Source organism: Massilia sp. CFBP9012, from assembly GCF_034045115.1.
GTDB lineage: Bacteria > Pseudomonadota > Gammaproteobacteria > Burkholderiales > Burkholderiaceae_D > Telluria.
Map to the genome: position 1 here is coordinate 276,465 of NZ_JAXCWM010000006.1, position 26,365 is coordinate 302,829.

Here is a 26,365-nt window from a genome sequence, read left to right on the forward strand (position 1 = left end):
GCTTTAACACGTCGCTCCCGCGAACTTTGATACGTCGTTCCCGCGCAGGCGGGAACCCAAGTTCGCTTGCATTATCGCCAGCGCGCGCATTACCACTTTGCATAAAACTTGGGTTCCCGCCTCCGCGGGAACGACGGAGCGACTGTCAGCGGTTCAAAGATACGTCACTCTGCTCCGGCTTCTTGACCTTGAACCACAGCGCATACAACGCCGGCAAGAACAACAAGGTCAACGCCGTCGCCACGATCAACCCACCCATGATCGCCACCGCCATCGGCCCCCAGAACGTGGACCGGGACAGCGGAATCATGGCCAGCGCCGCCGCAGCCGCCGTCAACAGGATCGGCCGGCAACGCCGCACCGCCGATTCCACGATCGCATCCCACGGATGGCTGCCATTGGCGATGTCATGCTCGATCTGGTCCACCAGGATCACCGAGTTCCGGATGATCATCCCGAACAGCGCGATCACACCAAGGTTGGCAACGAAGCCGAACGGCCGGTCCAGGATCAGCAGCGCCATCGCCGCTCCCGCCACGCCCAATGGACCGGTAAGGAACACCAGCAGCGAGCGCGAGAAGCTGTGCAGCTGCAGCATCAGCAAGGTAAAGGTGATGAACAGCACCAGCGGCACATTGGCCATGATCGAGGCCTCGGCCTCGGAGCTGTCGGCTGCGGCGCCCTCCACCGTCACGCGGTAGCCGGCCGGCAGCTTGGCGCGGATGTCGGCCAGTTTGGCATCGACCTGGTCGGTCACGGTCGGCCCCTGGATACCCTCCACCACGTCGGACTGAACCATGATCGCCCACTCGCGGCCTTCGCGCCACACCACGCCCGGCTCCCACACGAACTGCACCCGCGCGACCTGGCCGATGGTGACGGCACGTCCACCGGCGGTCGGCACCAGGGCTTCCTGCAAGCGCGTGATGGTCGAACGCTCCTCGAGCGGCTGGCGCACCACCATGTCGATCAGGCGGTTCGATTCGCGGAACTGGCCGATCGGGGTGCCGGTCAGGGTGGTCTGCACCACCCGCCGCACGGCTTGCGACGTCACGCCCAAGGCGCGCAGCTTGTCCTGGTCCAGGTCCAGGCGCAGCACCTTGACCGATTCGTTCCAGTTGTCGTTTACGCCCAGCGTGTTCGGGTTGGCGGCCATTACTTCCTTGACCTGGTCGGCGATGGTGCGCACCACGCCGATGTCCGGGCCCAGCACCTGGAACTGCACCGGATACGGCACCGGCGGCCCGTTCGGCAGTAGTTTCACGCGGCCGCGCACCTCGGGGAAGTCGTTCTTGAAGACTTCGATGATCTTCATGCGCAGGCGCTCACGCGCCTGGGTATCGACCGGGAGCACCACCAGCTGGGACACGTTCGACTGCGGGAAGATCTGGTCCAGCGGCAGGTAGAAACGCGGGCTGCCGGTGCCGACGTAGCTGGTCACGCTCTGCACGCCCTCCTGCTTGGCCAGGAAGGCCTCGAAGCGCTTCACGACGGCTTCGTTGGCGGCGAAGCTGGTGCCTTCGGGCGACCACATCTCCACCATCAGCTCGGGGCGGCTCGAATCGGGGAAGAACTGCTTTTCAATGAAATTGAAGCCGAACACGCCCAGCGCGAACACACCCAGGCTCAGCGCGATCGTGGTCTTTCTCCACTCGACGCAGCGGTTGACCAGGCGGCGGAAGCGCTGGTAGCCGGGCGAATCGAAGACGTCGTGATGACCGCCCTCCCCCGCGGCATGCGGTTTTACTTTCAGCAGCAGGAAGCCGATGTAAGGGGTAAACGTGACAGCCACCACCCAAGAAATCAGCAGCGCCAGCCCGTTCACCGAAAACATCGTAAACGTGTATTCGCCGGCCGCCGATTCGGCCAGGCCGATCGGCAGGAAGCCCGCTGCCGTGATCAGGGTCCCGGTCAGCATCGGCATCGCGGTCGAGGTATAGGCGAAGGTGGCTGCCTCGAAGCGCGACAGGCCCTCCTCCATTTTTCGCACCATCATCTCGACCGCGATGATGGCGTCGTCCACCAGCAGGCCGAGGGCGATGATCAGGGCGCCGAGCGAAATCTTGTGCAGCGAGATGTCCAGCATGCGCATGAACAGGAAGGTAATCGCCAGCACCAGCGGGATCGACAGCGCCACCACCAGGCCCGGATACACGTCCACCCGCCATTTGGGCTTGGTATGCAGGCCCAGGGCCAGGAAGGACACGACCAGCACGATCACCACCGCCTCGATCAGCACCTTGACGAATTCGCCGACCGAAGCCGTCACCGCCTGCGGCTGGTCGGCCACCCGTTCGAGTTCGATGCCGACCGGGAGCTGGGAGCGGATGCGGCCCACTGTCTCGCTCAGGCCTTCGCCCATGGTGATGATGTTGCCGCCTTTTTGCATCGACACACCGAGGCCAATGACTTCCTTGCCATTGAAGCGCATCTTCTCGGCCGGCGGGTCCTGGTAGCCGCGCTTGACGGTGGCGAAATCACCGAGCCGGAAATTGGTGCCGCCGGCGCGCAGCTGCAGGTCTTCGATCTGGCCCAGCGTGCGTAGCGCGCCCGTGACCCGCACCTGCAGGTTGTCAGTGGCAGTGACCAGCACTCCGCTTGCTTCCACCTGGTTCTGGGTCGCGATCTGGTTGACGATCTGCTCGAACGGCACGCCCAGCTGGGCGAACTTCTTGCTCGAAAACTCGATATAGACTTTCTCGCTCTGCACGCCGAACTGCTCGACCTTGGCCACCAGCGGCACGCGCAGCAGTTGCTGGCGCACGAAGTCGGCATAGTCGCGCATCTCGGCATAGGTGAAGCCGTCGCCCGACAGCGCGAAGATGGAACCGTAGGTATCGCCGAATTCGTCGTTGAAGAACGGCCCGATCACGCCCTGCGGCAAGGTGCCGGCGATGTCGCCGATCTTCTTGCGCACCTGGTACCAGGCCTCCGGCGTCTCGGACGGCGGCGTCGATTCGCGCAGCTCGAGGATGATGGTGGTCTCGCCCGGCTTGGAAAAGCTGCGGATGGTGTGGATATAGGGCGTCTCCTGGAGTTTACGCTCCAGCGGATCGGTCACCTGCTCGGCCATCTGCAGCGCGGTGGCGCCCGGCCACACGGCGCGCACCACCATCGCGCGGAAGGTGAAGGGCGGATCCTCGTCCTGGCCCAGCTCGAAGTAACTGAGGATCCCGAACAGCATGCAGGCGGCGATCAGGAAGCGCGTGAGCGGGATGTGCTCCAGCGCCCAGCGCGACAGGTTGAAGTCCTTCATTTCTTGTCCTCGCCCGACACCAGCGCTTCGGTGTCGGCGCGGCGCGAGACGTCGGCGGTGAGGATGCGCACCTTCTGGCCATTCTTCAGCAGGTTGACGCCGGCGGTGACGACGTTCTGGCCCGCGGCGACCTGCCCCGTGACCAGCACGTCATTGCGCACCTGGCCGACCACCTGCACCGGCACCAGCTTGACGGCGCCGTTCTCGACAATCCAGACGGAGCTGGCGCCCTTGTGCTGCACCAGGGAGGTCAGGGGCAGGCGCAGGCCGGCCGCGCCATTGGCGCCGGTGGCCAGTTCGACCGTTGCGGTCATGCCCAGGCGTACCTCGGCATTCTCGGGAATCGCCACTTTCACGGTATAGGTGCGGGTGGCCGGATCGGCCATGGGCGAGACTTCGCGGATCTTGCCGGGAATCGCGACCGCCTCGTTGGCCCACAGGCGCACGGTGACGTCGCCCGCCGCGCGCAGCTGCCCGACCTTGTCTTCGGGGATGCCGATCACCACTTCCTTCTCGACCGTGCGCGCCACCCGCACCACCGGGCTACCCGGCTGCACCACCTGCCCCACCTCGGCCTCGATGGCGGTCACCACGCCATCGGCGTCGGCCGCAAGGCTGGCGTAGTTGGACTGGTTGGACTGGCCACGCAGGCCGGCGCGGGCGGCGTCGACATTGGCCTGGGCCGCCCTCAGTGCGCTTTGCTTGGCATCGAGCACGGCCTGGCTGACGAAGTTCTGCGCGCGCAGGTCGACATGGCGCTTGTGGTCGGCACGGGCCAGATCGCGCTCGGTCTCGGCGGCGCGCAGGGTGGCTCTAGCCTGGCTTTCGGCCAGGCGCAGGTCTTGCGGGTCGAGCCGCATCAGTACGTCGCCGCGCTTGACCGTGGCGCCGACGTCCACCTTGCGTTCGACGATCTTGCCGCCGACCCGGAAGCCCAGCTGCGATTCATAGCGGGGGCGCACGTCGCCCGAGAATTCCAGGCGCTCACCGGCCGTGTCGGCGGCCAGGGTGATCACGCGCACCGGACGCACGTCCTCGGCAGGTGGGGCGGGCTTGGAACAGGCGACCAGGGCGGCGGCGGCAAGCGGCGCCAGCACGGCCGCGCGCAGGGCGGAAGAAGAAATTCGGGAAAACACAGTGGCGATCCTTTGGCTGATCTTGCGGCGTCTCAGGCCGGAGCTGGCTGCGTGTGAGTGTCACATTAGCGCCAGTTTGTATTCCAGCAATTATAATCATGCAAATAGATAATCAGATGACTTTAGAGTCATCCGTCCAAAATGGCCGTAGACCACTACGAAAACTTTCCTGTCGCCTCGATCCTGCTGCCGCGCCGCCTGGTGCCGGCGGTCGAGGCGATCTATGCCTTCGCGCGCAGCGCCGACGACCTGGCCGACGAAGGCAACGCAACTCCCGATGAGCGGCTGGCCGCTCTTGAAGCCTACGAACGCGAATTGGACCAGATCGATGTCGGCGCAACGTCGTCGGATCCGATGTTCGCCCGCCTGGCCGGCGTCGTCGCCCAGTACCGCCTGCGGCTGGACCCGATGCGCGACCTGTTGTCGGCCTTCAAGCAGGACGTCGTCACCCAGCGTTACGCTGATTATGCGAGTCTTCTCGATTATTGTCGCCGCTCGGCCGATCCGGTCGGGCGCCTGATGCTGGCGCTGTACGGCGCCGACAACGCCGACAATGTGCGGGAGTCCGATGCCATCTGCAGCGCGCTGCAGCTGACGAACTTCTTGCAGGACGTGGCGATCGACCTGGAGAAGGGGCGCATCTATATCCCTCTGGAAGACCTGGCCCGCTTCAAGGTGAGCGAGGCGGCGCTGCGCGCCGGCACGGTCGACGCGCCATTCCAGGCCCTGATGCGCTTCGAGGTCGAGCGCACCCGCGCGCTGATGCTGTCCGGCGCCCCGCTGGCCAAGCGCCTGCCGGGCCGCATCGGCTGGGAGCTGCGCATGATCGTCCAGGGCGGCCTGCGCATCCTCGACCGCATCGAACACGCCGGCTACGACGTGTTCCGGCGCCGCCCGGTGCTGTCGGCGCCCGACTGGCTCATGGTCGGCTGGGGCGCCTTGCGCATGTAATACCCCTTCGATTGACCATGTTTTCACGCTCATCGGCTAAGATAGCGGATTGACAGCGCGGCTCCGTCGCGCCCCGACCAGCATTTCACGACAATTTCATGTCTCCAGACGAATACTGCCAGCAAAAGACCGTCCAAAGCGGCTCCAGTTTCTATTACAGCTTCCTGTTCCTCCCGCCCGAGCGCCGGCGTGCGATCACGGCGCTGTACGCCTTTTGCCGCGAGGTCGACGACACCGTCGACGAGGCCACCGACGGTTCGGTGGCGCGCATCAAGCTGGCCTGGTGGCGCACCGAGGTCTCGAAGATGTACTCGGGCACCCCGACCCACCCGGTGATGCTGGCCCTGCAGCCGCACATCGCTACCTATAAACTGGAAGAGAAACACCTGCTGGCGATCGTCGACGGCATGGAGATGGACCTCGACCAGAGCCGCTATCTCGATTACCCGGGCCTGCAGCGCTATTGCTGGCACGTGGCGGGCGTGGTCGGCATCCTGTCGGCCAGCATCTTCGGCTACACCAATCCGCAGACCCTGGCCTATGCCGAGAAACTCGGCCTGGCCTTCCAGCTGACGAACATCATCCGCGACGTCGGCGACGATGCGCGCAAGGGCCGCATCTACCTGCCGGTCAACGAGCTGCAGCAGTTCGGCGTGACTGCCAACGACCTGCTCAAGCTGCAGCACAGCGACAAATTCGAGGCGCTGATGCGCTTCCAGGCCGAGCGCGCGCAAGCCATCTATGACGAAGCCCTGGCCCTGCTGCCGAAAGAGGACCGGCGCGCCCAGCGTCCCGGCCTGATGATGGCCGCCATCTACCGCACGCTGCTGGACGAGATCCAGCGCGACGGCTTCCACGTGCTCAACCAGCGCATCTCGCTCACGCCGCTGCGCAAATTGTGGCTGGCGTGGAAGACCTATGTCCGCACCTAAGCTGCACGTCGCCGTTGCCGGCGGCGGCTGGGCCGGCTGCGCAGCGGCGGTGGAGCTGGCGCGCCAGGGCTGCCAGGTGACCTTGTTCGAGGCCGCCCGCAGCCTGGGCGGCCGCGCGCGCGGCGTCGAGGTACGCGGCATGGCCCTCGACAACGGCCAGCACATCCTGCTGGGCGCCTACCGCGAATCGCTGCGCCTCATGAAACGGGTGGGCGTCGACGAAAAAACCGCCTTCCTGCGCCTGCCGGTGCAGATGCGCTATCCGGAGGGCGGCGACGGCATGGATTTCGCCGCGCCGCGCCTGCCCGCGCCGCTGCACCTGGCATTCGCCCTGCTACGCGCCAAGGGCCTGGACCGCGCCGACAAGCTGGCGCTGGCCCGCTTCAACAGCGCCGGGCGCTGGATGGGCTGGCAGCTGGACAACGACTGCACGGTGCTCGAGCTGCTGGAGCGCTTCGATCAGACCGAGCGCCTGGCACGGCTGATGTGGCGCCCGCTGTGCATCGCGGCCCTGAACACCCCGCCGGAACGGGCCTCGGCCAATGTGTTCCTGGCCGTGCTGCGCGACAGCCTGGGCGCCCGCCGGCGCGCCGCTTCCGACATGCTGCTGCCACGCCTGCCGATGGGGGCGCTGTTCCCGGAACCGGCCGGCGCCTGGCTCGAGCGCCAGGGTCAAGGTCATTCTGTGCGCCTGGGCGTCAAGGTCGCAGGCATCAGGCGCGATGGCGACGGCTGGCTGGTGGACTCCGGCGGAGATGCCCCGGCCGAGCGCTTCGACGCGATGGTGCTGGCCACCCCGGCGTCGGTGAGCGCCGCGCTGCTGGCGGGGTTCCCGGAATCTGCGGAGGTGACCGGCCAGCTGGAGGCCTTTACCCACGAGCCGATCGCCACCTGCTACCTGCAATACGCGCCCGGCACGCGCCTGGCGCTGCCGTTCTACGCCCTGCTGGACGACCCTGCGACAAACCGCTGGGGCCAGTTCGTGTTCGACCGCGCCCAGCTGGATGCCGCCCAGGACGGCCTGCTGGCGGTGGTGGTGAGCGCCGCGGCCGAGGCTGCGAGCCTGCCGCGCGAACAGCTGGCGGCCGCTATCGCAACTCAGCTGGCCCAGGATTTCGGACGGCCGGAACTGGCCACGCCGGCCTGGACCCAGCTGATCACCGAGAAACGCGCGACCTTCAGCTGCACGCCCGGATTAGTGCGCCCAGGCAACATCACACCCCTGCCCGGCTTGGTCCTGGCCGGCGACTACACGGCCAGCGACTACCCGGCTACCCTGGAAACGGCGGTGCGCAGCGGCCAGGCGGCGGCGACAGCCATCCGCGCCTACGGCGCCCTACCCCGCGAAAAGCGCAGCCTGTCGCACGCCGATGGCGCCGCTTCCGGCGATTCCGTAAGGTAGCAGCATCAAAACCCGTCTTATGGAACTGAATATGAAACCCCGTCTCGGCCTGCACGCCGTTGCCATTCTTGCCATCGTGGCGCTGAGCACCCTGGTGCTGGTCAAGCCTGAGCTGATCGGCGGCTCGGCGCACGCGACCGTCATGGCGATCGGCTCCATCCCGGCCCTTGGCCACCACTAGACGGAAAGCCGCAAGCACATGGGCAAGCTGGAATACCTCGACGCGCTCAAGCGGGCCCTCATGGGCCTGCCGCCGGAGACCCAGGCCAGGACCCTGGCCTGGTACGAGCAGCGCTTCGTCGACGGCAGCGCCGCCGGCCGGCCGGAACACGAGGTGGCCGCCGAACTGGGCGATCCGCGCCAGGTCGCGGTGACCCTGCGCACCAGCGCCCACCTGGCCGACCTCAAGGACAACGGCAAGGACAAGAAACCATCGGGCAATATCGCGCGCACTGTGGTCTCGGGCATCGGCCTGTTGATTTTTAATCTGTTCATGCTGATCCCGGCTGCGGTGTTCGCGTCGCTGCTGATGTCGTTGTACCTGTCCGCCTTCGGCGTCTATGTCTCGGGCATCGCCGTGACCGCCAGCGGACTGGCCGGCTCGAACGAGTTGATCCTGAGCGCCCCGCTGACCCGCATGGTGATCAGCGACGACGGCGAAACGGTCGAGTCGCAGACCCGGGTCACGATCGGCGCCAACGGCATCCACGTGTTCGACGAACCGGCGCCTGGCGCCGACGAGGACAACCCCGACACCCGCGCCGAGCGCGACGACCGCAACTCACGCTTCATGCGCGGGGCCGAGGCGGTGGTGGAACGCAAGATCCAGATCACGACCGAGATGGATCCCGGCTCGCGCACCACGCAAGTGGCCTTCGGCTGCGCGCTGATCCTGGGCGGCATTGCGCTGTTCCTGCTCTCGATCGTGCTCACCAAATACACGCTGATGGGCATCCGCCGCTACGTGAACATGAACCTGTCGCTGCTGAAGGGATAAGGACACCATGCGCGCCTTGATGAGAATCGGATTCGCCCTGCTGCTGCTGGCAGCCGTACTGGTGGCGCTGAGCTACAGCATGCTGCGCGCCACGGGCGTGAGCACCGCCGCCGAGCGCCGCGAAGTGGCGCAGGACCGGCGCAGCGTGCCCGCCGGCGTCGACATCGTCGAACTCGACGGCCCGATCGACCTGAACCTGCGCTATGGCGCTACGCCGTCGCTCCAGGTCAGCGGCGAGCAGCGCATGCTGGGCAATGTCGAAGTCCAGGGCGACGGCAATGTGCTGCGCATCGGCATCCGCGGCATGGTGCTGCGCCACCGCGAACCGCTGGTGGTCGACCTGACCTTGCCGGCCCTGAGCTCGGTGCGGATCGACGGCAGCGGCGACAGCAGCATCAACGGCTTCTCGGGCGACGAGATCGCCGTCCAGCTCAATGGCTCGGGCAGCGTGCGCTTCAATGGCCGCTTCCGCACCGCCAAGGCGAGCTTGACCGGCAGCGGCGACCTGGACGTGAACGGCGGCGCCGCCATGGACCGGGTCGAGACGCGCCTGATGGGATCGGGCCGCATCACCGTGGTCGGCACCGCGCGCGAGCTCGACGCCACCACGACCGGCTCGGGGCACCTCGATGCCGAGCACCTGCGCGCCGAAGAAGTCACGGTAAGCCAGAGCGGCTCGGGCGACAGCGCGGTGCAGGCGCGCGGCAAGGTGAAGGTGTCGCTCAGCGGCAGTGGAGATGTCGAGGTGTATGGGAATCCGGGGGAGCGTAGCACGAGTCGGGCGGGTAGCGGAAGTGTCAGCTACCACGATTAGGCTGCCGGGGCCGCGATGGAGGACGGGTGATATGAAGTTCAGCATCTACGGCCGGTCTCATATCGAGGTGTGGCGGGGATGAGGGCTGGGTTGCTTATCGTTCGGAATCGCGCGAGCGTGCCCGGATCGATGAACTGGTCATTCCTCCAGAGCTGGATGCTCGAGATCTCACCACCAAACTCGACGATGTATTTCGTGAGTACCCGGGTTCGGTCAAGTCTAGGACGGGTTGAGAACTGATCCAATGTTCTGGCGAAAACTCTCCGCACAGCTCCAAGACGGGCAAAGAGCGGTAAACCCGTTTTAGCCTCAGCGCCCCATTCACCTGAAATGCGCTGTCTTCGATGACAGTGAAACGATCCAAGCGTTCAACCATACGATCCACCTGCAGAAACCCGCCGTATAGCTTCCCTCCATCCAACACATTAGCCCATCGCAGTGCAGTCCACCGCCACAGTATTAGTCCGGTAATTTGCAGTTACTTATCCTGCTCTTGAAGTCGAGTCACGGGCGTATCCGCTATCGACTCGAAGCAGACAGTCGCGATGACGTTGACCGCAACAACTCGTAGTGAACTAACTGAGCCTTTCCGTCAGTTGCATGATTTACTAAGCCGTCTCGAGTACCCACTTTGCAACCCACCTGTCAAGAATTACCGGGGAGTTGCCGATAAAAAGCTTGAGCCAATGTGTTCTTTCGTCACTAGGCAAAACCCGCGATGCATTTAAGACTGCACGGCGTGCCCACCCCCCAAGATTATATACGGAACCCTTGTGGTTACGTACCCATGCCACATTCTTCGTCGTGATTGCAGCAAGCGCTTGATTTTCAATATTGGGGCCGTTAAACACGTATTGCTGAAGTTTAGGCACGTTCATGTAACCTGCATGCTGGGCTAAATACCACTCCATCCAGAATCGAACTAGTTGACTATCCAATGCGGAAGAGTCAGTAAGGTGCTCAATGACTGGCAACAGATCTGCAGCCAAAGCAACATCGGTAACTTCATGCAAATATAATGCCACATCATTAATAGCTGGAGCGAAGAACGTGAAGTTCTCAAGCAAATGCTTTGCAATACTACTATTTTTATGCCTACGAGCCGTACGAATAACACTTCGGGCCACTCCAAGATCAAGGTGCTCGTAATTAATAACCTTATCAATTGCAGCTGTCAACTGTGCCTTTTGAAGCTCCTGCTCATCCTGCACAAGGACCTCAATCTCTTCCATTTCATTCGTATAAGGATTAAATACCTCCAACGTCTCTAAAAGCTCTATCTTTTCTTCGGCGTAAGTACTGTGAAGGTGGTTCTGCACGAATTCCTTCGATTCCATTAAGTGGGTCTTGTCGGATGCAAGAGTGAGGCGATGGTTCTCGTACAAATATAGTGTTAGACACTCAAGGACTTGATACAGTGTTCGCGGCGAATCAGAAAAAATACGAATATCGTCAACATATCGAGTGTGGCAGACGCCTTGATCTCTCAGAAATATATCGACGTCGATGAGAACGGCCTCAGCCATCACTATGCTCGCGGCTGGACCAACTGGTACGCCCTGTGATGATTTGTTATTCAACGTCGACAGGAAAGTTTCTATGTCATCGCCTACTGGCTTTAACGACACGTCCGCGGTTTCGATCGCATTATTAAGACGGTGCAGGTAAATTTGATTGTAGAAATCCGTAATATCTGTTACGAGTACGTGCGAATTATTTGAAGCAAGCTCCTCTGTCTTCGCTGTAAAATTTGTCCAGCCGGAGCCGCCAGAGAAATAGCTTCCGTCGGCAATTTGAAAACGATATGAGCATGCGACATGCTGGGCTGCTGGTGTGCGTGCAGCTTCAACAGCTGGAGCGATTTGGCACGCGAGCGCGGCATATACTAGAGCGTCAACTGGCTCGAGCTGGTGGACAACTCGAAAGCTAGCTTTAGGCTTAGCTATTGTCATCGCCCTCGGAGGGGTCACCCAAAGTTTCGCAACATTCTTTGACATCAACTCCTTCTTTACGTCCTCCCATTGATGCCATATCGCAGCAAATTCTGGCGGCTTCGGGAAAAAGTCAGAATCGTAGAACTTCGAAATATGTTCGCGCGCGAATTCGAGAGATGGCTCAGTTAGAATAGTCACTTGTAAGTCCGGAGAGTGTTTGTTACAGTATATGTTCATTAATGGATTAAAATCAATACTTCCCGCAGAGCAAATCTGCATCCGTATCCTAAACGCTGGCACATCTCGAGTGTCCGCTCCCATCCTGAGGCGCACGGCGGGAGTGTCTTCATATACGACGTCGTCACCTTTAACATCTAACCTTACTGTTGTCAGGCACTCCGACGACTCCACTTCATGCAGGTCAGATAACGTGGCCTGATTTCACATCGCAAGTGCGCAATTTGCTACGCGATGGGCCTCATGAAGCGCCCGTCGAATCAGTGCGTCAAACCTTCAGCCATACAACGCTCATCGCCCAACGGCGCCCTCTGATCTTGCCGTCTGGCATACGCAGGCCACGATGGTCGTTCCTAATGTCTAGCGTCGAAGGGATCGCGGCTAGCTTGAGCCAAGCGAAGCCAAACGCCGCGCGGGCCTTTTGCACGAAAACAGACATTGGCGCCCGCGTACTTATCCCAACTGGACGCGCCGCCAGCTTCCGAGACCGCGCCATTCGCTTAGCGACTTGTCAACCTTGCCCTACTGGCGTCCATAGCAATCCCTCATGTCAGTACAAAATGTCCTCCTCCGTACCAATGGCTTATCGGTAATCGCATAGCAAATTTGCCGCGGTCACAATGCAAGGTGGCTTAGTCATCAAGACACGCCAATCGACCACCATGTCTTGATTGAACTTCAACAGGTTTAGCTCAAAAATCCGTGTAAGGTTGACTTAGCACGACCAGTTAGTTGCTTGAACATGGTCGCGGCTGGAGACAAAAAGACCACAGTGACGATAGCGACGAGCAAACAAACATAAATTCTGCGATAGACACTTGCTCGCCTTGAAAAACCGACAACGGAGGCACACTCACAAGCACGCACCATCGAAAATACGCGACTTATCACCTTAGCCGCAGACTTACGCCTGCCACAGAAAGCATACGGCCAGAATGACGCGGTGCCTGGCGTTTCGCACTATTGAGAAGATCTTCTCTGCGCGGAGTACGTCAGATAATCGTGACCAGTCTCGATAGCACTGCACCCCGCGTAACCAGACACCTCTAAGTACGTTCGATCAGCGACCACCCAAATTCACCCGCTCGACTTCCAGCCCGAACAAGGGCCGCAAGCGCGTACCAACCACATTGCCGGCGAACGCAACCACCAGCCACAGCCAGCCATGCAGGCTGCCCGAGATGATGCCGCTGAAATAGGCGCCGATATTGCAGCCATACGCCAGACGGGCGCCATAGCCGAGCAGCAGGCCGCCGACGACCGCCGCGATCAGCGAACGAACTGGCAGCTTCCACACCGGCGCGTAGCGGCCGGCCAGCGCCGCCGCCAGCATCGCGCCGAGCACGATGCCGATGTCCATCACCGACGTCACGTCCTTCCAGACCGGCGCGGCGAGCGCGGCGGCGTTCGCGCCGCTCGACCAGTAGGTCCAGCTGGCGACATCGATGCCGGCCACGGATGCCGCCTTGGCGCCCCACAGCGCGAAGGCCGAGGTCACGCCCCACGGGCGGCCCGACAGGGCCAGGGTGGCGAAGTTGAGCACGACCAGCGCCAGCGCGCCGGCCACCAGCGGCCACGGGCCGTACAGCCAGCGCGCGCCGCCGCTCGGCTGCGACTGCGCCGTGACCAAGCGGCCGTGGCGGCGTTTCTCGACGACGACGGTGATGGCCGCGATCAAGGCGAACACGAGCAGGTTCAGCGCCAGCGCCGGGGCCAGGCCCAGCTCCTTCACCGCCGACAGCGGTGGCAACTGCGGCATCGCGGTCCAGAACGGCATGTGGGCGGTGCCGACCAGCGAGCCGACGATGAAGAAGATCAGCGTGACGATCATGCGCGTGCTGCCGCCGCCGACCGTGTACAGCGTGCCTGAGGCGCAACCGCCGCCAAGCTGCATGCCGATGCCGAAGATGAAGGCGCCGACGATGACGGACGTGCCGGCCGGCTGCACCAGTCCGGTGACCGGGTTGCCGAACAGCGTGCCGCCGGCGAGCGCCGGGAAGAACAGCACGACGCCGACCGCCAGCATCAGCATTTGCGCGCGCAGGCCGGCGCCGCGGCCGTCGGCGATGAAGACGCGCCAGGCCGAAGTGAAGCCAAATGCTGCATGGTACAGGGCCACGCCGAGCAGCGCGCCAACAACATAGAGCGCGGCCTGGCGCGGGCCGACGACTTGCGTCAGGTACCAGGCGCCAAGCACGATAAGCACGAATGCGATGCCGAACGGCCGCGGGTTGATGTCGGCGCGTCGTGCGCCGGACAAGGATGCAGGAATGGTCATGGGTATCGAAGAAGATGAGGCGGAACCCACTATTGTCTAACATCTTCACGTTCCGTGCAGGGCGGCGGCCGGTTTACAATGGCGGCATGGCAGTCATCAATCCTTTAGAAGTCGAATTCAGCGCAATCCGGGCCCAGGGCCCGGGTGGCCAGAACGTCAACAAGGTCTCGTGCGCCGTGCACGCGCGCTTCGACATCGGCGCCTCGTCGCTGCCGCAGCACGTAAAGGAGCGCCTGCTGGCTTCCAGCGATGCGCGCATCACGCAGGAAGGCGTGCTGGTACTCAAGGCGCAGCAGTCGCGCAGCCTGGAGCAGAATAAGGAAGACGCCCTGCGCCGGCTGCAGGAACTGGTCGACAAGGCCTCGATCGTGCCGGTGATGCGGCGCCCCACCCGGCCGACGCGCGGCTCGCAGTTGCGGCGCCTGGACTCCAAGGCCCGCAGCGGCCAGACCAAGGCCTTGCGCGGCAAGGTCAGCGACTAATCTTGGCCTTTACGCCTGCAGCGCCGCGAACCAGGCCGCGTAAGGCGTGTTCGCCACCATCCGCCGGTTGAGATCCGGGGCGCCGTCGGTCCACCACACGGGCCCACGCTCTCCCAACGCGCGCTTGGCCGCGTCGACCGCCTGGCGCGCGGTCCGCTCGGCGTTGCCGTCGCGTGCCTTCAGCGCGGCGCTCACTTCCCGACGCGCCTTCATGAGCTGGTCGACCAGTTGCTGGCGCGCGTCCGGTGCCAGGTCGGGATTGCTGGTTCGCCACAGTCGGTCCGAGACGACGAAGTACCGTCCATCTGGCGTAGTGGGATATTTGTCGGGTGAAGGCATGGCTGCACTATACCCAAAGGGGCCGTGCGCAGCCGTTCGACTCCGCCCGTTGAATCAAGGCCGCAGGCCGTAGCGGTCGATGAACAGCTTGACGCCGCCCGGATTGGCAGCCAGCCAGGCCTCCAGCGCCGGACGATACGACTGGCGGAACATGAGCAGCAGGATCGCCGGCTCCAGCTGCCCATCCTTTGCCAGCGCCTTCATCTGCAGCAAGGCGGGGTCGGTCACACCCAGGCCATCAAGCGCCTTGGTCTCGTCCATCACTTTCAGGGCGGTGCGCCACGCGCCCAGTTCGATCTCGTAGGGCGACTTGCTGCCGGCGTTCTCGGACTGGCGCTGGTTCGACTCGCTGATACCGAGCAGGAGCCGTATGGCGTAGTTCGGGGTATCGGCCTGGCCGGCCGCAGACTCGTCGATATGAACTGTAAACTTGCCGTCCGCCTCCTGCGTCACACGCACGCCACGCCTGAACGCCAGCGGCTTCAATGGCAGGCCGGCCGGGGCGCGCAACCTGGCCAGCTTGCCCCAGGCCGGGCGCTGCGATGGATCGGCGGAGATCGAGGCATACAAGGCCGCTTCGGCCGGCGCGCGTTGGCCTTGCGCCAGCAAGGCATCGGACAGGAAGCGCCACGCCTGAGCATTTTGCGGCTCGATCTCGGTGGCGCGCCTGAACAGCGCCTCCGCGCGCGGCCAGTCGCCCTGCATGAAGTGGCAGTCCGCGGCGCCCACCCAGGCGCTCGATGCCTTGGGATCGGCCTCCATCGCCGCCTCGTACTTGAGCAGCGCTTCCTTCGGTTTGCGTTGCATGAACAGGGCCGAGCCTTCGGCCAGCAGATTCGCGGCGCGGGGATTCGGCGTGTGCAGGGGCGACGCACCGTCGTCGTCCAGCATACGCAAGACCTCGTGCGCGATCGGATCGTCGGCGGCAAGCGTGGTCGCACGCTCGGCCAGCGCGCGCGCGGTCTGACGCACCTGCGCGGCCTTGTCTTTCAGGGCCACGCTCGACAATTTGAACATCAGACCGGCCTGCAGCGATACCGGCAGCGAGGCCTGCGGATCGGCCTTTTCGGCGGCCTGGTACTTGTCCAGCGCTTCCTGGTACTTGCCTTGCCCCTCGAGAACGTGGGCGTCGCGCACCAGCGTGTGGCATGGTTCGCCGCACTGCATGGCGGCCGATGCCGCCGTGTTGAAGAAGGCCAGCAGCACAGCGAATGTCAGAACGCGAATCGATGTCATGGGAAGGCCAGGCGACAAAAGCCCATATTACCGCGCCGCCTGGCCCCTGTTGCTATCCGAATGTCACGCGCCGTGCCGGCCCGTCATGCGGTCCCACCCGTGACGCACGGCCGACTTCATTTTTTCCCAGGTCGACACGCCACCATGGCGCGAATCCCAGTCGGTGCGCAGTTCAGGCTCGATCTCTTCCCACCGGCGGCCCGCGTACTTGCCGCTACCCGCGATCTGCGAACCGTAGAGATAGGCCGGCGCATAGTCGTCATATGCGCCACCGCTCGCCCCGAAGGTCAGCTTGAAGTGCTCGCGATAATAGATGTCGTCGTCGCTCATGGCGGTGCCAAGCCGCTCCACGTCCACCTCGGTGTGGCGCACCGTGTCGTCGATCTGCTGCTGGCGTTCGCTGACCTGCTTGCCGATCGAGACTTCCTCGGTGATGCGGGCGGATTTCTCGACCACGGCCTCCTCGGCGCTCTCGCGCATCTCGATGGTCTGTTCCCGGAACGCGGCCGCGTCGCTCGGGCTGATCGGCTGGTCAACCTTTCGCCGCTGGACGTCGACGTGTTCTTCACGCAGGCCGATGGTTTCGTGCACCGGGGTCTCGACGATGCGCGAGAAGATGCGCATGCCGCCGCGCTGGACTTCGCGCTTGCCCACCCGCAGCTGCTCTTCGACCACCGGAATGGTCGCGCTGGCCGAGGTGTCGCGCTGCATTGCCGCGCCCGCGGTGGCGCCCTGGCGCGGGCCGGACGCTGACTGGGCCGACAAAGTCCCTCCCTGCGTCGTGCCCTGCCTTGAACCGGCGCCGCCCGTCAGTAGCGCGCCCGGAGTGGCGACGCCATCCGAATGCTCGTCGATGTCGACCGGCCCGAAGACTTCGACGACGTCGGCGGCGCGCTCGACTTCGGGTAGCGAATCGGCACTCAGCGTCACCACGTGCTGGCCACGCGCGAGCGCGCCTTCATAGCGGCTCGTGTGGTGCTTGTGCTCGTCGCCGAACAGGTCCTGGAAGAAGTGCTTGATGCCTTTACCCTTGCCTTCGGCAGTAGTGGTGCTGCCGGCGACTGCATTGGCCTCGGACAGCCGCACGCTCTCGCGGCTGAAACCGGTAGACAGCAGCTGGTCGTACGCGCTTTGCGCGTCGGTGCGGTTGTCGAAAACCGCGACTAGCGTATGGTGCATGATGTGCCTCCTTGGGTGATGACTTCAGGCACCCGAATCGCTGGCCTCGTCGAAACGCTCGACCTCGACCCGTTCCGCCTTGAGCGAAACGGTCTCGGCATGACGCTCCTCGTGCCGGACCCGGGTGATGTGCAGTTCTTCCTTGATGCGGACCTTGCGCTCGACCACCAGCACCTCTTCGAGCACGGGAATGACCAGGGTGTCGCCCACGTAGTGCTGGCCTGGCGCCTCGCCGGCGCCGACGATGCGGTCGACCGGGACGTGTTGAACGCGCAGCTCTTCGCGCAGAAGCCGTTCGTCGATGGTGACGGGATGTTCGGTGACGGTCTTGTGGACGCGCACGCCGCGGCCGGTGTCGACCACGCGGGTGCCGACCGCGAGCTGCTCCTCGACGACAGGAATGCGCACGGGCTCCTGTTCGCTCGGCTCGGTAGGCGTGCTGGACATGGTCCGTTCCTGGGCAAGGCTGCGAGAAGAACGATCCAGCCTACGCCAATCCACGAACGGCATGCGCACCGTTGGTGTTCAATACTTGCCTATAACTCCGCACGGTTGAGGCCGATTTGCTTGATTCCACTACAGGAGATAAATTCGTCCGCATTTGCCGCAACGGCGGCCTCGACGAGGAGAACTGTATGCGTGTAACACCTTGCGAATCCCCCCCTGCCGCCGCGCCTGAGGCACGGCGCAGGCAGCTGCTAGCGCTGTTCGGCGCCGGCATCGCGGCCGCGACGCTGCCGCAAACGGTCTTTGCCCAAGCCGCCCCAAGCATGAAGCGCCTTGCCGCCGGCCGCAACTACGTGTCCTGGCAGTTCGGCGAGCTCAAGATCGTCGCCTTGCGCGACGGCCACGTCGACATGCCGCCGGCGCGCCTGCGGCAAGTGAACGGCGAGCCGCTGGGCGCCCTGCCGCCGGGCATGCCGCTGGCCGACGGCAAGCTGCGGCTGTCGGTGAATGCCTATGTGGTGATTGAACAATCCCGGGCGATCCTGATCGATACCGGCGCCGCCGACACCTGGGCCCCATCGATGGGCCTGCTGCCCGAAGCGATGAAGGAAGCCGGCATCGACAAGGACAGCATCACGCAGGTGGCGATCACGCACACCCACCGTGACCACGTGAACGGTCTGATCACCGCCGACGGGACCGACGGCTTTCCGAATGCGCAGCAGATCTACGTGCCCAGGGAAGAAATCGCGACGATCACCGGCCGGCTCGGCGTGCTGCGCAACCGCATCGTCCCGATCGACCACGACTTCGCGATCAGCGACCACGTCAGGGCGGTCAGGGCCGCCGGGCACTCGGCCGGACACACGATGTACGAGGTGCGCAGCAAGGCTGGACGGCTGCTGTTCTGGGGAGATATCGTGCACGCGCCGTTCGTCCAGTTCGGCCGGCCCGAGATCACCTGGGAACTCGACGAAGACCAGGCCTGGGCCCGTTCGACCCGCATGGAGGTGTTGAAACGCGTGACTGGTGGCGGCTACCTGGTGGCCGGCGCCCACCTGGACTTTCCCGGCATCGGCCATGTCACGCGGAGCGGCCAGGCCTATGCCTTCCGGCCACTGGACTAAGAAGCCAGCCAGCTCAGCGCATCGCGTCCCGCAGTGCGGCCACTCGCGAAGCAGGCGGTAAGCAGATACCCTCCGGTCGGCGCTTCCCAATCGACCATCTCGCCCGCCACGAAAACGCCCGGCAGCGCGGCCAGCATCGCGGTGCGATCCGCCAGCGCGTCGAAGCGCACGCCACCGGCGCTGCTGATCGCCTCATCGATCGGTCGCGTCCGCAGCAGCTTGAGCGGCAGGCGCTTGATGCCGGCGGCCAAACGCGCGGGGTCGGCGTACTCCTCTCGCGACAGGCACTCGTGCAGCAGCCCGGCCTTGACGCCCTTGATGCCGAGCCGGCTCTGCAGATGGCTGGACATCGAGCGCGAGCCGCGCGGGCGCGTCACTTCGTCGAACACCCGCTCGGCGTCGTGGTCAGGCGCGAGGTCGAGCCAGAGGGTGGCGCTGCCATCGCGCTCAATCTGTTCGCGCAGCGGCGCCGACAGCGCATACACCAGGCTGCCCTCGACGCCGCCCCCGGTGATGACGAACTGGCCCTTGCGCCAGGCGATCGTCCCATCCTGGTCCTGGCAACCGGCCGCCACCGTGAGCAGGGGCGCACCGGCGTAGCGGCTGCTGAAATGCTCGCTCCAGCCGACGTCGAAGCCGCAGTTGGCGGGCGCCAGCGGGGACAGCGCAACCCCGCGCTCGGCCAGCAGCGGCTGCCAGGCGCCGTCCGAGCCGAGGCGCGCCCAGCTGGCGCCGCCCAGCGCCAGGATCGTGGCGTCGGCCTCGACCAGTCGCTCGCCCTCAGGCGTGGCCAGGCGCAACTTGCCATCCTGCCAGCCCAGCCAGCGATGGCGCATGTGAAAGCGCACGCCGGACTCGCGCAGGCGGTGCAGCCAGGCGCGCAGCAGCGGGGCCGCCTTCATCTCGAGTGGGAAGACCCGGCCCGAGGTGCCGACAAAGGTCTCGATGCCGAGCTCGTGGATCCAGGCGCGTACGGCGTCGGCGTCGAAGCCCTCCAGCCAGCGCCCCACCTCATCCTGCCGCGCGCCATATCGCCCCACGAAATCGGGATAAGGCTCGGAATGCGTGATGTTCATGCCGCCCTTCCCCGCCAGCAGGAACTTGCGGCCCACGCTGGCCATCGCATCGTAGACGTCGACCTGCGCGCCACCCTGCGCCAACACCTCGGCCGCCATCAGCCCGGCGGGGCCGCCGCCAATCACGGCGACACGCTTGGAGGATAGTGGAGACTGGGTCATGACGGTGCGGGGTGCGGAAGGAAGGACCAGCATTGTAGTCGAGTTCGGGCAGCCAAAGAGGATGTAAAGGATGCTTGACATGACATCGTCACGCGCATACGATGTAAAGCATCCTTTACTCCACGAGGGCTGGACCATGAAGACGAACACACATGAAAAACGCGTCGGCAAGGCTTACCTGCGCGAGCTGGGCATCTCCTTCGCGGTGTACGCGATCCTGCTGGTGGCGACGATTCTCTACGGCCGGCCGATGGAAGAAGGCGTGCTGCGCACCGTGGTCCTGCTGTCGCCGATGCTGGGATTCTGCCTGATGCTGTGGGCCATCGCGCGCCACCTGGACCGGGTCGATGAGTACACGCGCCGCTTCCTGCTCGAATCGTTCGCGCTGGCCGCCGCACTCACCGCCGGGCTCACCTTCAGCTACGGCTTCCTCGAGACCGCCGGCTATCCGCGCCTGTCGATGTTCGCGGTCTGGATGGTGCTCGGGGCGACCACTGCCGTGGTCTGCACGGTGCGGGCGCTGCGCCAGCGATGAAGAACCGCATCCGCGAACTACGGGCCGAACACGGCTGGAGCCAGGCCGACCTGGCCGAACGCCTCGACGTCTCGCGCCAGAGCATCAACGCGATCGAGACCGGGCGCTACGACCCCAGCCTGCCGCTCGCCTTCGCCATTTCACGGTTGTTCGGCCTGCCGGTCGAAGCCATCTTTTCCCCCGATCAGGAGACCGCATGAAGAAAGCTTCCCTGTTGTTTGCACTCGCCGCACTGCTTGCCGGCGCCGCTTCCATCGCCCAGGCCCAAGTGCAGGCGACGCCCCCGACTGCGCCGGTCGCGAACCGATTCGCCGCCACCATCGAACCGGCCGAGCGCTTCGAATCCGGCGGCCTGCTGGTCGAGCGCCACGGCAGCCGCGGCCGGCCCGTGATCCTGATCCCCGGCCTGGCCAGCGGCCCGTGGGTGTGGCAGGAAACGATCCGCCAGTTCAAGGACGAGTTCACGCTGTACGTGGTCACCCTGCCCGGCTTCGATGGCCGTCCGGCGCCAGGCGCCACGTCCGACTGGGCGCCGTTCGAAGGCGCTCGCGCCGCCCTGCGCGGCCTGATCGCCGGGCGCAAGCTCGACAAGCCGGTCATCATCGGCCACAGCCTGGGCGGCACGCTGGCCTATGCCGTGGCCCAGGACCTCGGCAACGGCATCGGCGGCGTGGTGGCGCTGGACGGCCTGCCGGTCTTCCCCGGCACCGAGAACATGCCGCCGCAGCAGCGCCCGCAGGCGGCGATCAATGTGCGCAACCGCATGGCGACCAGCCGGCCGGATGCCTATGCCGCCGAGCAGCGCCAGTATATGCGCGGCCAGGGCGTGCTCGACATCGGCAAGGCCGACGACATCACGCCGCTGCTGCTGCGCAGCGATCGCGAGGCGGTCGGCGCCTACGTGGCCGACCTGCTGGCGCTCGACCTGCGTCCTGGCCTGTCTAAAATCACTGCCCCGGTGCTGGTCGTGGCGCCGTTTTACCAGTACGATGCGGCTCAGGATGCGTTGACGGTGAACGACAAGGTCGAGCACTACCGGATGCTGGTCGAAGGGATTGCCTCGGTCGAGGTGGCGCCGATCGCGCCGTCGCGCCACTTCCTGATGATCGACCAGCCGCTGGCGCTGGCCGGCATCCTGCGCCGTTATCTCGACCGCCGTTGAAAGGAATCCGTTTCATGCGTCCTGCATCTCGTCCTTTATTCCACTGGATCGGCCAGTACCTGCTGGCCGCCGGCACCATGTTCCTGCTGCTGTGCGCAATCGACCTGATGCGCGGCGACAGCCTGGCCCACACCTGGGGGCCGACCCTGCTGTGGTCGCTCGCCGCGGCCGCCATCTTCGTCGCCGCGCGCTGGCGTGCGGCCAGCCAGGCGATCACCGACAAGGGACGCTGACCCCAACATTCTCCAAGATGGGTCAAGGCCGGTTCCATTGGCCTGCGCGATACTGCCGCGTTGGCACGGCTGTACCTTAACTGCATGCCTTTGTCATAGCTGCAATATTCCGCTTGACATGCGGTGTAGCAGGAATATTCTTGTACACGCCAAGGTGAACGATGGCGCCCGCTCGACGAGGTTAGCCACGATTCACCCGGCAGTCCGTTAAAACATCTTGGAGGATGTATATGTCGGTAATCAACCGGTCGTTCACGACCCGCAGGGCAATGCTGGGCGCGATCGCGACCAGTCCGTTATGGATGCAGTCCGCCTGGGCGCAGGCCAGCAATCTCAGGATCTCGCACCAGTTCCCCGGCGGCAGCATCGCCCAGGGCGATTTTCGCGACCGGCTGTGCCGCATGTTCGCGGCCGAGGTCGAGAAGCGCACGCGCGGCGGCCTGAAGTTCTCGATCCACCCGGGGTCGAGCCTGATGCAGCCCAATGCCCAGTTCGGCGCCCTGCGCAGCGGTTCGCTCGACATGGCCCTGGTGCCGCTGTCGTATGCGGGCAGCGAGGCGCCGGAAGCGAATATCGGGCTGATGCCGGCGCTGGTCACGTCCTACGACCAAGGCTATGGCTGGAAGAACGCCCCGGTCGGGCGCGAGCTGTCGCGCATCCTGAACGAGCAAGGGCTGGTGATCGTCAGCTGGATCTGGCAGGCCGGCGGGGTCGCCTCGCGCGGCAATCCGATCGTCACGCCCGAGGACGTGCGCGGCCTGAAGGTGCGCGGCGGCTCGCGCGAGATGGACATGCTGCTGCAGGACGCCGGCGCGACCGTCGTCAGCCTGCCGTCCAACGAGATCTACAATGCCATGCGCAGCGGCGCGCTCGACGCCGCCCTGACATCGTCGACGTCCCTGATGTCTTTCCGCCTGCAAGAGACGGCGCGCTCGCTGACCACGGCGCGCGGCGGCTCCTACTGGTTCATGTTCGAGCCGCTGCTGATGTCGCGCACCGTGTTCGAGCGCCTGGCCAAACCGCAGCAGGAAGCCATCCTCAAGGTCGGCGCCGACCTGGAGCAGTTCGCGATGAAGATGGCGCGCATCGACGATGCGGAGGTGGTGTCGGTCTATCGCGGCGTCGGCGCGCGCGTGGTCGACCTCAATCCGGAGGCCCTGCGCGGCTGGCAGTCGGTGGCGCGCAATACGGCGTGGAAGGATTTCGCGGCCCGTAACAGCAACTGCGCGAAATTGATGGCCTTGGCCGAGGAGTCGATTGCGGCCTTGTGATGGAAAAGCCGGCCCCTTTGAACCCGGGCCGGCTCCTATCAACCGCCGGTGACCGGCGGGAAAAACGCCACTTCGGCGGCCTCAAGGACTGGCGTATCGGCGCCACACATGACCTGGTTATGGGCCATGCGCACCGCGCGTTCCGGTGCCAGGGCCTCGGCCCACACGCCGCCGCGTGCGCGCAGCAATTCGCGCACCTGGCCCACTGTCGTGACTTCCGGCGCCAATTCCAGCTGCTCATGCCCGGTACCCACTGCTTCGCGCAGCGCGGCGAAGTATTTCAAACTGATCTTCATGTCTTTCCTAGTGCTGTGCTTCTAATACTGTAACTCGGCGAACGGGATAAAGCGCACCAGATCGCCCGCGGCGATGCGGTTGCCCGCCGGGTTGTCGACCAGGCCATCGCCCCATACCGTCGAGGTGAGCACGCCCGAGCTCTGGTTCGGGAACAGGTCCAGTCCCCCGCCCGCATTCAGGCGCGCGCGCAGGAATTCGTTGCGGCGGTCGCCCTTCGGCAGCTCGAAATCGGCGCGCACGGCATACCCCTGCGGCTCGACCTGGCCCGTCACGCCCTGCAGGCGCAGCAGGAAAGGCCGCACGAACAGAAGGAAGGTGACGAAGCTCGATACCGGATTGCCCGGCAGGCCCAGGAAGAACGCCGAGCCATCCTCGCGTCGCACTTCGCCGAACGCCAGTGGCTTGCCTGGCTTGACAGCGATCTGCCACATCGACAGGCGCCCTTCCGCTTCCACGGCGGGCTTGATGTGGTCTTCCTCGCCCACCGAGACGCCGCCCGAAGTGATGATCAGGTCATTCTCGCGCGCCGCCTCGCGCAAGGTGGCGCGGGTCGCTTCCAGCGAATCGGGCACGATGCCGAAGTCGCTGATCTCGCAGCCGAAGTTCTCCAGCAGGCCGCGCAGGGTGAACCGGTTCGAATTGTAGATCGCGCCGGGCTTCAGTCCTTCTGGCGGCACGTCGCCCGGCATGGTCAGCTCGTCGCCGGTAAAGAACACCGCCACGCGCAGGCGTCGGCGCACCGCCAGGCTGGCCAGGCCGACGGAGGCCGCCAGTCCCAGCTCCTGGCTGCGCAGGCGGCTGCCCGCCGGCAGGATCACGGCGCCCGAGCTGATGTCTTCGCCCTTGCGGCGGATCCACTCGCCGGCGCGCGGCGCATGGTGGATGGTGACGCTGTCGCCGACCGCCTCGGCCTGCTCCTGCATCACCACCGCATCGGCGCCTGGCGGAATCAGCGCGCCTGTAAAAATGCGCGCCGCGGTGCCGGCCTCCAGTTCATGGCCGACGCTGCCGGCCGGGATGCGCTGGCTGACCTTCAGGGTGGCGCTGCCGTTCGCGCAATCCTCCGCGCGCACGGCGTAGCCGTCCATCTGCGTATTGTCGGCCGACGGCACGTCGATCGTCGCCAGCTGGTCCGCCGCCAGCACGCGGCCGTTGGCTTCGAGGGTCGGGATGGTCTCCACCTGCTCGACGGGCCGTGCGGCCTCGAGCAGGAAGTCGAGCGCTTCGCGCACCGACAGCATGGGGGCTTTGGGTACCGGCGCGTTCATCACAGCCCCGTGTGTTCGGCGATATAGGCCTTCATGCGGTCGACGTCGGCCGGCATGACCACGAAGCGCTGCGGCAGCGATTCGATGTCCTCGAAGCCGGCGGGACGCTCTGCGTCCTGGCCCAGCGCTTCCAGGATGGTTTCGTTGAACTTGGCCGCCAGCGCGGTCTCGAGCACGATCATCGGCACGCCAGGCTGCAGGTGTGCGCGCGCGACCTTGATGCCGTCGGCGGTGTGGGTGTCGATCGTGATGCCGTAGTCGTCGGCGACGTCGCGGATCGTGGCCAGGCGGTCGGCATGCGTCGAGCGGCCCGACAGGAAGCCGAATTTGGCAACCGACTTGAACTCGTCGCCATCGCTGCCCGGCGCGCCGGACAGGTCGAAGCCGCCATGGGTGTCGACCTTGCGGAACAACGCATGGGTGCGATCGGCGTCGCGGCCCACCAGTTCATAGACGAAGCGCTCGAAGTTCGAGGCCTTGGAGATGTCCATCGACGGGCTGCTGGTGTGGAAGGTCTCGGACGGCTTGCGCACGCGATAAACGCCTGTGCGGAAAAATTCGTCCAGCACGTCATTCTCGTTGGTGGCGGCCACCAGCTTGTCGATCGGCAGGCCCATCATGCGGGCGATGTGGCCGGCGCAGATATTGCCGAAATTCCCAGACGGGACCGTGAACGACACTTTCTGGTCGTTGCTGGTGGTGGCCGCCAGATAGCCGCGGAAGTAGTACACCACCTGGGCCACGACGCGCGCCCAGTTGATCGAGTTGACGGTGCCGATCTTTTGGCGCGCCTTGAACTCGAGGTCGTTCGAGACCGCCTTGACCAGGTCCTGGCAATCGTCGAACACGCCCTCCACCGCGATATTGAAGATGTTCGGGTCTTGCAGGCTGAACATCTGGGCGGTCTGGAAGGCGCTCATCTTCTTGTGCGGCGACAGCATGAACACGCGCACGCCGCGCTTGCCGCGCATCGCGTACTCGGCGGCGCTGCCGGTGTCGCCCGAGGTGGCGCCGAAGATGTTCAGTTCATCGCTGTTCTTGGCCAGCGCGTACTCGAACAGATTGCCCAGCAACTGCATCGCCATGTCCTTGAAGGCCAGGGTCGGGCCGTTCGACAAGGCCTGCAGCACCAGCTTGCCCTGCGCGCCGTCTTCCAGAACGCGCAGCGGCGTGATGTCCGCGCCCGATTCGTCGGCGCGGGCGTTGCGGTAGACCTCTGGCGTATAGGTGCGCGCGGTCAGGGCCTTCAGGTCGGCGTCCGGAATGTCGGTGGCAAACTTGCGCAGAATTTCATAGGCCAGTTCGGCGTAGGACAGCTTGCGCCATGCATCGAGTTCGGCGCCAGTCACCTGCGGGTACTCGGCCGGCAGGTAGAGTCCGCCGTCCGGGGCCAGGCCGCCTAGCAGGATGTCGGAGAATTGCTGGGGATTGCGTGCTGCGGACGCGCTGGTCGCGCGGGTGGACACATAATGCATACAGTTGAAGATCCGGTTGGCTCACATTGAAACTTTATTATAGTGGGAGCGGGCGGAAATGTATGCTGTGCTGCAAAAAACTTGTTTGAGTGAATAAAATTGGGTGAGGTGGTGTGCGCACTTGGATTCCCGCCTGCGC

General features: G+C 64.6%; 26 protein-coding genes. 14 read left to right on the plus strand and 12 right to left on the minus strand.

All coding sequences use genetic code 11. The features are described 5' to 3' along the window. Nucleotides 1-145 precede the first annotated feature (145 nt). Both SOM61_RS12180 and SOM61_RS12185 read right to left on the minus strand, forming a co-directional pair. Nucleotides 146-3,256, minus strand: coding sequence for an efflux RND transporter permease subunit (locus tag SOM61_RS12180; RefSeq protein WP_320474339.1), 3,111 nt, complete (start codon nt 3,254-3,256; stop codon nt 146-148). Beyond that, the gene (locus SOM61_RS12185) at nt 3,253-4,392 is read right to left on the minus strand and encodes an efflux RND transporter periplasmic adaptor subunit (protein WP_320474340.1); all 1,140 of its coding nucleotides are present in this window, start codon (nt 4,390-4,392) and stop codon (nt 3,253-3,255) included. The genes SOM61_RS12180 and SOM61_RS12185 overlap by 4 nt, the downstream gene beginning before the upstream one ends. 141 nt (nt 4,393-4,533) lie before the next feature. Here SOM61_RS12185 and hpnC point away from each other — a divergent pair, with 141 nt between their 5' ends. From hpnC to SOM61_RS26530, 7 genes are all read left to right on the plus strand, one after another. Continuing rightward, nucleotides 4,534-5,343, plus strand: a complete 810-nt coding sequence (hpnC, locus tag SOM61_RS12190; RefSeq protein ID WP_320474341.1) for a squalene synthase HpnC — start codon at nt 4,534-4,536, stop codon at nt 5,341-5,343. A 98-nt stretch (nt 5,344-5,441) separates the two neighbouring features. Further along, nucleotides 5,442-6,275, plus strand: a complete 834-nt coding sequence (gene hpnD, locus SOM61_RS12195) for a presqualene diphosphate synthase HpnD (RefSeq protein WP_320474342.1) — start codon at nt 5,442-5,444, stop codon at nt 6,273-6,275. Continuing rightward, a complete protein-coding gene (gene hpnE, locus SOM61_RS12200) occupies nt 6,262-7,677 on the plus strand; it encodes a hydroxysqualene dehydroxylase HpnE (protein ID WP_320474343.1) in 1,416 nt (471 codons plus the stop codon). Before hpnD ends, hpnE begins: the two co-directional genes overlap by 14 nt. A gap of 31 nt (nt 7,678-7,708) precedes the next feature. Beyond that, entirely contained in the window at nt 7,709-7,858 is a 150-nt protein-coding gene (locus tag SOM61_RS12205) for a hypothetical protein (protein WP_183407322.1), read from the plus strand. An 18-nt stretch (nt 7,859-7,876) separates the two neighbouring features. Then, nucleotides 7,877-8,674, plus strand: coding sequence for a DUF1700 domain-containing protein (locus tag SOM61_RS12210; protein ID WP_320474344.1), 798 nt, complete (start codon nt 7,877-7,879; stop codon nt 8,672-8,674). Nucleotides 8,675-8,693: 19 nt separating this feature from the next. After that, nucleotides 8,694-9,488 (plus strand): head GIN domain-containing protein, encoded by a 795-nt coding sequence (locus SOM61_RS12215; protein WP_320474345.1) that lies wholly within the window; start codon nt 8,694-8,696, stop codon nt 9,486-9,488. A 59-nt stretch (nt 9,489-9,547) separates the two neighbouring features. Further along, the gene (locus SOM61_RS26530) at nt 9,548-9,721 is read left to right on the plus strand and encodes a DUF7661 family protein (protein ID WP_422655578.1); all 174 of its coding nucleotides are present in this window, start codon (nt 9,548-9,550) and stop codon (nt 9,719-9,721) included. A 375-nt stretch (nt 9,722-10,096) separates the two neighbouring features. Here the strand turns inward: SOM61_RS26530 and SOM61_RS12220 are convergent, their stop codons facing one another. Continuing rightward, nucleotides 10,097-11,620: a reverse transcriptase domain-containing protein gene (locus SOM61_RS12220; protein WP_320474346.1), complete on the minus strand. Its 1,524-nt coding sequence runs from the start codon at nt 11,618-11,620 to the stop codon at nt 10,097-10,099. Nucleotides 11,621-12,719: 1,099 nt separating this feature from the next. Then, nucleotides 12,720-13,937: a YeeE/YedE family protein gene (locus SOM61_RS12225; RefSeq protein ID WP_320474347.1), complete on the minus strand. Its 1,218-nt coding sequence runs from the start codon at nt 13,935-13,937 to the stop codon at nt 12,720-12,722. A gap of 86 nt (nt 13,938-14,023) precedes the next feature. On the opposite strand from SOM61_RS12225, the gene arfB reads away from it, so the two are divergent. Continuing rightward, nucleotides 14,024-14,419: an alternative ribosome rescue aminoacyl-tRNA hydrolase ArfB gene (gene arfB, locus SOM61_RS12230; protein WP_320474348.1), complete on the plus strand. Its 396-nt coding sequence runs from the start codon at nt 14,024-14,026 to the stop codon at nt 14,417-14,419. A 9-nt stretch (nt 14,420-14,428) separates the two neighbouring features. On the opposite strand, the gene SOM61_RS12235 is transcribed toward arfB, so the two are convergent. The 4 genes from SOM61_RS12235 to SOM61_RS12250 all read right to left on the minus strand — a co-directional run bounded on the left by SOM61_RS12235 (nt 14,429) and on the right by SOM61_RS12250 (nt 17,620). Continuing rightward, nucleotides 14,429-14,758, minus strand: a complete 330-nt coding sequence (locus tag SOM61_RS12235) for a hypothetical protein (protein ID WP_320474349.1) — start codon at nt 14,756-14,758, stop codon at nt 14,429-14,431. 54 nt (nt 14,759-14,812) lie between these two features. After that, nucleotides 14,813-15,994: a tetratricopeptide repeat protein gene (locus SOM61_RS12240; protein ID WP_320474350.1), complete on the minus strand. Its 1,182-nt coding sequence runs from the start codon at nt 15,992-15,994 to the stop codon at nt 14,813-14,815. A gap of 63 nt (nt 15,995-16,057) precedes the next feature. After that, the gene (locus SOM61_RS12245; RefSeq protein WP_320474351.1) at nt 16,058-17,173 is read right to left on the minus strand and encodes a YsnF/AvaK domain-containing protein; all 1,116 of its coding nucleotides are present in this window, start codon (nt 17,171-17,173) and stop codon (nt 16,058-16,060) included. A gap of 24 nt (nt 17,174-17,197) precedes the next feature. Further along, nucleotides 17,198-17,620 carry a YsnF/AvaK domain-containing protein gene (locus tag SOM61_RS12250; RefSeq protein WP_320474352.1) on the minus strand — a complete coding sequence of 141 codons (423 nt, stop codon included), beginning with the start codon at nt 17,618-17,620 and terminating at the stop codon, nt 17,198-17,200. 188 nt (nt 17,621-17,808) lie between these two features. On the opposite strand from SOM61_RS12250, the gene SOM61_RS12255 reads away from it, so the two are divergent. Then, nucleotides 17,809-18,747 (plus strand): MBL fold metallo-hydrolase, encoded by a 939-nt coding sequence (locus SOM61_RS12255; RefSeq protein WP_320474353.1) that lies wholly within the window; start codon nt 17,809-17,811, stop codon nt 18,745-18,747. On the opposite strand, the gene SOM61_RS12260 is transcribed toward SOM61_RS12255, so the two are convergent. Next, the gene (locus tag SOM61_RS12260; RefSeq protein WP_320474354.1) at nt 18,744-19,985 is read right to left on the minus strand and encodes a TIGR03862 family flavoprotein; all 1,242 of its coding nucleotides are present in this window, start codon (nt 19,983-19,985) and stop codon (nt 18,744-18,746) included. The two genes, SOM61_RS12255 and SOM61_RS12260, sit on opposite strands and share 4 nt — an antisense overlap. Nucleotides 19,986-20,121: 136 nt before the next feature. Here SOM61_RS12260 and SOM61_RS12265 point away from each other — a divergent pair, with 136 nt between their 5' ends. The 5 genes from SOM61_RS12265 (at nt 20,122) to dctP (ending at nt 23,186) form a co-directional block, all read left to right on the plus strand. Continuing rightward, nucleotides 20,122-20,520: a hypothetical protein gene (locus tag SOM61_RS12265; RefSeq protein ID WP_320474355.1), complete on the plus strand. Its 399-nt coding sequence runs from the start codon at nt 20,122-20,124 to the stop codon at nt 20,518-20,520. After that, nucleotides 20,517-20,720 carry a helix-turn-helix transcriptional regulator gene (locus SOM61_RS12270; RefSeq protein WP_123071259.1) on the plus strand — a complete coding sequence of 68 codons (204 nt, stop codon included), beginning with the start codon at nt 20,517-20,519 and terminating at the stop codon, nt 20,718-20,720. The genes SOM61_RS12265 and SOM61_RS12270 overlap by 4 nt, the downstream gene beginning before the upstream one ends. Continuing rightward, nucleotides 20,717-21,682 (plus strand): alpha/beta fold hydrolase, encoded by a 966-nt coding sequence (locus tag SOM61_RS12275; RefSeq protein ID WP_320474356.1) that lies wholly within the window; start codon nt 20,717-20,719, stop codon nt 21,680-21,682. The genes SOM61_RS12270 and SOM61_RS12275 overlap by 4 nt, the downstream gene beginning before the upstream one ends. Before the next feature lie 14 nt (nt 21,683-21,696). Next, nucleotides 21,697-21,915 (plus strand): hypothetical protein, encoded by a 219-nt coding sequence (locus SOM61_RS12280; protein ID WP_320474357.1) that lies wholly within the window; start codon nt 21,697-21,699, stop codon nt 21,913-21,915. Between the two features lie 230 nt (nt 21,916-22,145). Continuing rightward, a complete protein-coding gene (dctP, locus tag SOM61_RS12285) occupies nt 22,146-23,186 on the plus strand; it encodes a TRAP transporter substrate-binding protein DctP (RefSeq protein WP_320474358.1) in 1,041 nt (346 codons plus the stop codon). 38 nt (nt 23,187-23,224) lie between these two features. Here the strand turns inward: dctP and moaD are convergent, their stop codons facing one another. Genes moaD through thrC form a run of 3 tightly spaced genes read right to left on the minus strand, consistent with a single transcriptional unit; the run spans nt 23,225 to nt 26,226 of the window. After that, nucleotides 23,225-23,482, minus strand: a complete 258-nt coding sequence (moaD, locus tag SOM61_RS12290) for a molybdopterin converting factor subunit 1 (RefSeq protein ID WP_320474359.1) — start codon at nt 23,480-23,482, stop codon at nt 23,225-23,227. Nucleotides 23,483-23,503: 21 nt separating this feature from the next. Then, nucleotides 23,504-24,751: a molybdopterin molybdotransferase MoeA gene (locus SOM61_RS12295; protein WP_320474360.1), complete on the minus strand. Its 1,248-nt coding sequence runs from the start codon at nt 24,749-24,751 to the stop codon at nt 23,504-23,506. After that, nucleotides 24,751-26,226 (minus strand): threonine synthase, encoded by a 1,476-nt coding sequence (thrC, locus tag SOM61_RS12300; RefSeq protein ID WP_320474361.1) that lies wholly within the window; start codon nt 26,224-26,226, stop codon nt 24,751-24,753. Before thrC ends, SOM61_RS12295 begins: the two co-directional genes overlap by 1 nt. Nucleotides 26,227-26,365: the final 139 nt, after the last annotated feature.

What these genes read in the sequence shown, in the direction of transcription:
- SOM61_RS12180 (WP_320474339.1), bottom strand. Translation starts at nt 3,256, where the DNA reads ATGAAGGACTTCAACCTGTCGCGCTGGGCGCTGGAGCACATCCCGCTC.
- hpnC (WP_320474341.1), top strand. Translation starts at nt 4,534, where the DNA reads ATGGCCGTAGACCACTACGAAAACTTTCCTGTCGCCTCGATCCTGCTG.
- hpnD (WP_320474342.1), top strand. Translation starts at nt 5,442, where the DNA reads ATGTCTCCAGACGAATACTGCCAGCAAAAGACCGTCCAAAGCGGCTCC.
- hpnE (WP_320474343.1), top strand. Translation starts at nt 6,262, where the DNA reads ATGTCCGCACCTAAGCTGCACGTCGCCGTTGCCGGCGGCGGCTGGGCC.
- SOM61_RS12205 (WP_183407322.1), top strand. Translation starts at nt 7,709, where the DNA reads ATGAAACCCCGTCTCGGCCTGCACGCCGTTGCCATTCTTGCCATCGTG.
- SOM61_RS12210 (WP_320474344.1), top strand. Translation starts at nt 7,877, where the DNA reads ATGGGCAAGCTGGAATACCTCGACGCGCTCAAGCGGGCCCTCATGGGC.
- SOM61_RS12215 (WP_320474345.1), top strand. Translation starts at nt 8,694, where the DNA reads ATGAGAATCGGATTCGCCCTGCTGCTGCTGGCAGCCGTACTGGTGGCG.
- SOM61_RS12225 (WP_320474347.1), bottom strand. Translation starts at nt 13,937, where the DNA reads ATGACCATTCCTGCATCCTTGTCCGGCGCACGACGCGCCGACATCAAC.
- arfB (WP_320474348.1), top strand. Translation starts at nt 14,024, where the DNA reads ATGGCAGTCATCAATCCTTTAGAAGTCGAATTCAGCGCAATCCGGGCC.
- SOM61_RS12235 (WP_320474349.1), bottom strand. Translation starts at nt 14,758, where the DNA reads ATGCCTTCACCCGACAAATATCCCACTACGCCAGATGGACGGTACTTC.
- SOM61_RS12240 (WP_320474350.1), bottom strand. Translation starts at nt 15,994, where the DNA reads ATGACATCGATTCGCGTTCTGACATTCGCTGTGCTGCTGGCCTTCTTC.
- SOM61_RS12245 (WP_320474351.1), bottom strand. Translation starts at nt 17,173, where the DNA reads ATGCACCATACGCTAGTCGCGGTTTTCGACAACCGCACCGACGCGCAA.
- SOM61_RS12250 (WP_320474352.1), bottom strand. Translation starts at nt 17,620, where the DNA reads ATGTCCAGCACGCCTACCGAGCCGAGCGAACAGGAGCCCGTGCGCATT.
- SOM61_RS12255 (WP_320474353.1), top strand. Translation starts at nt 17,809, where the DNA reads ATGCGTGTAACACCTTGCGAATCCCCCCCTGCCGCCGCGCCTGAGGCA.
- SOM61_RS12260 (WP_320474354.1), bottom strand. Translation starts at nt 19,985, where the DNA reads ATGACCCAGTCTCCACTATCCTCCAAGCGTGTCGCCGTGATTGGCGGC.
- SOM61_RS12265 (WP_320474355.1), top strand. Translation starts at nt 20,122, where the DNA reads ATGAAGACGAACACACATGAAAAACGCGTCGGCAAGGCTTACCTGCGC.
- SOM61_RS12270 (WP_123071259.1), top strand. Translation starts at nt 20,517, where the DNA reads ATGAAGAACCGCATCCGCGAACTACGGGCCGAACACGGCTGGAGCCAG.
- SOM61_RS12275 (WP_320474356.1), top strand. Translation starts at nt 20,717, where the DNA reads ATGAAGAAAGCTTCCCTGTTGTTTGCACTCGCCGCACTGCTTGCCGGC.
- SOM61_RS12280 (WP_320474357.1), top strand. Translation starts at nt 21,697, where the DNA reads ATGCGTCCTGCATCTCGTCCTTTATTCCACTGGATCGGCCAGTACCTG.
- dctP (WP_320474358.1), top strand. Translation starts at nt 22,146, where the DNA reads ATGTCGGTAATCAACCGGTCGTTCACGACCCGCAGGGCAATGCTGGGC.
- moaD (WP_320474359.1), bottom strand. Translation starts at nt 23,482, where the DNA reads ATGAAGATCAGTTTGAAATACTTCGCCGCGCTGCGCGAAGCAGTGGGT.
- SOM61_RS12295 (WP_320474360.1), bottom strand. Translation starts at nt 24,751, where the DNA reads ATGAACGCGCCGGTACCCAAAGCCCCCATGCTGTCGGTGCGCGAAGCG.
- thrC (WP_320474361.1), bottom strand. Translation starts at nt 26,226, where the DNA reads ATGCATTATGTGTCCACCCGCGCGACCAGCGCGTCCGCAGCACGCAAT.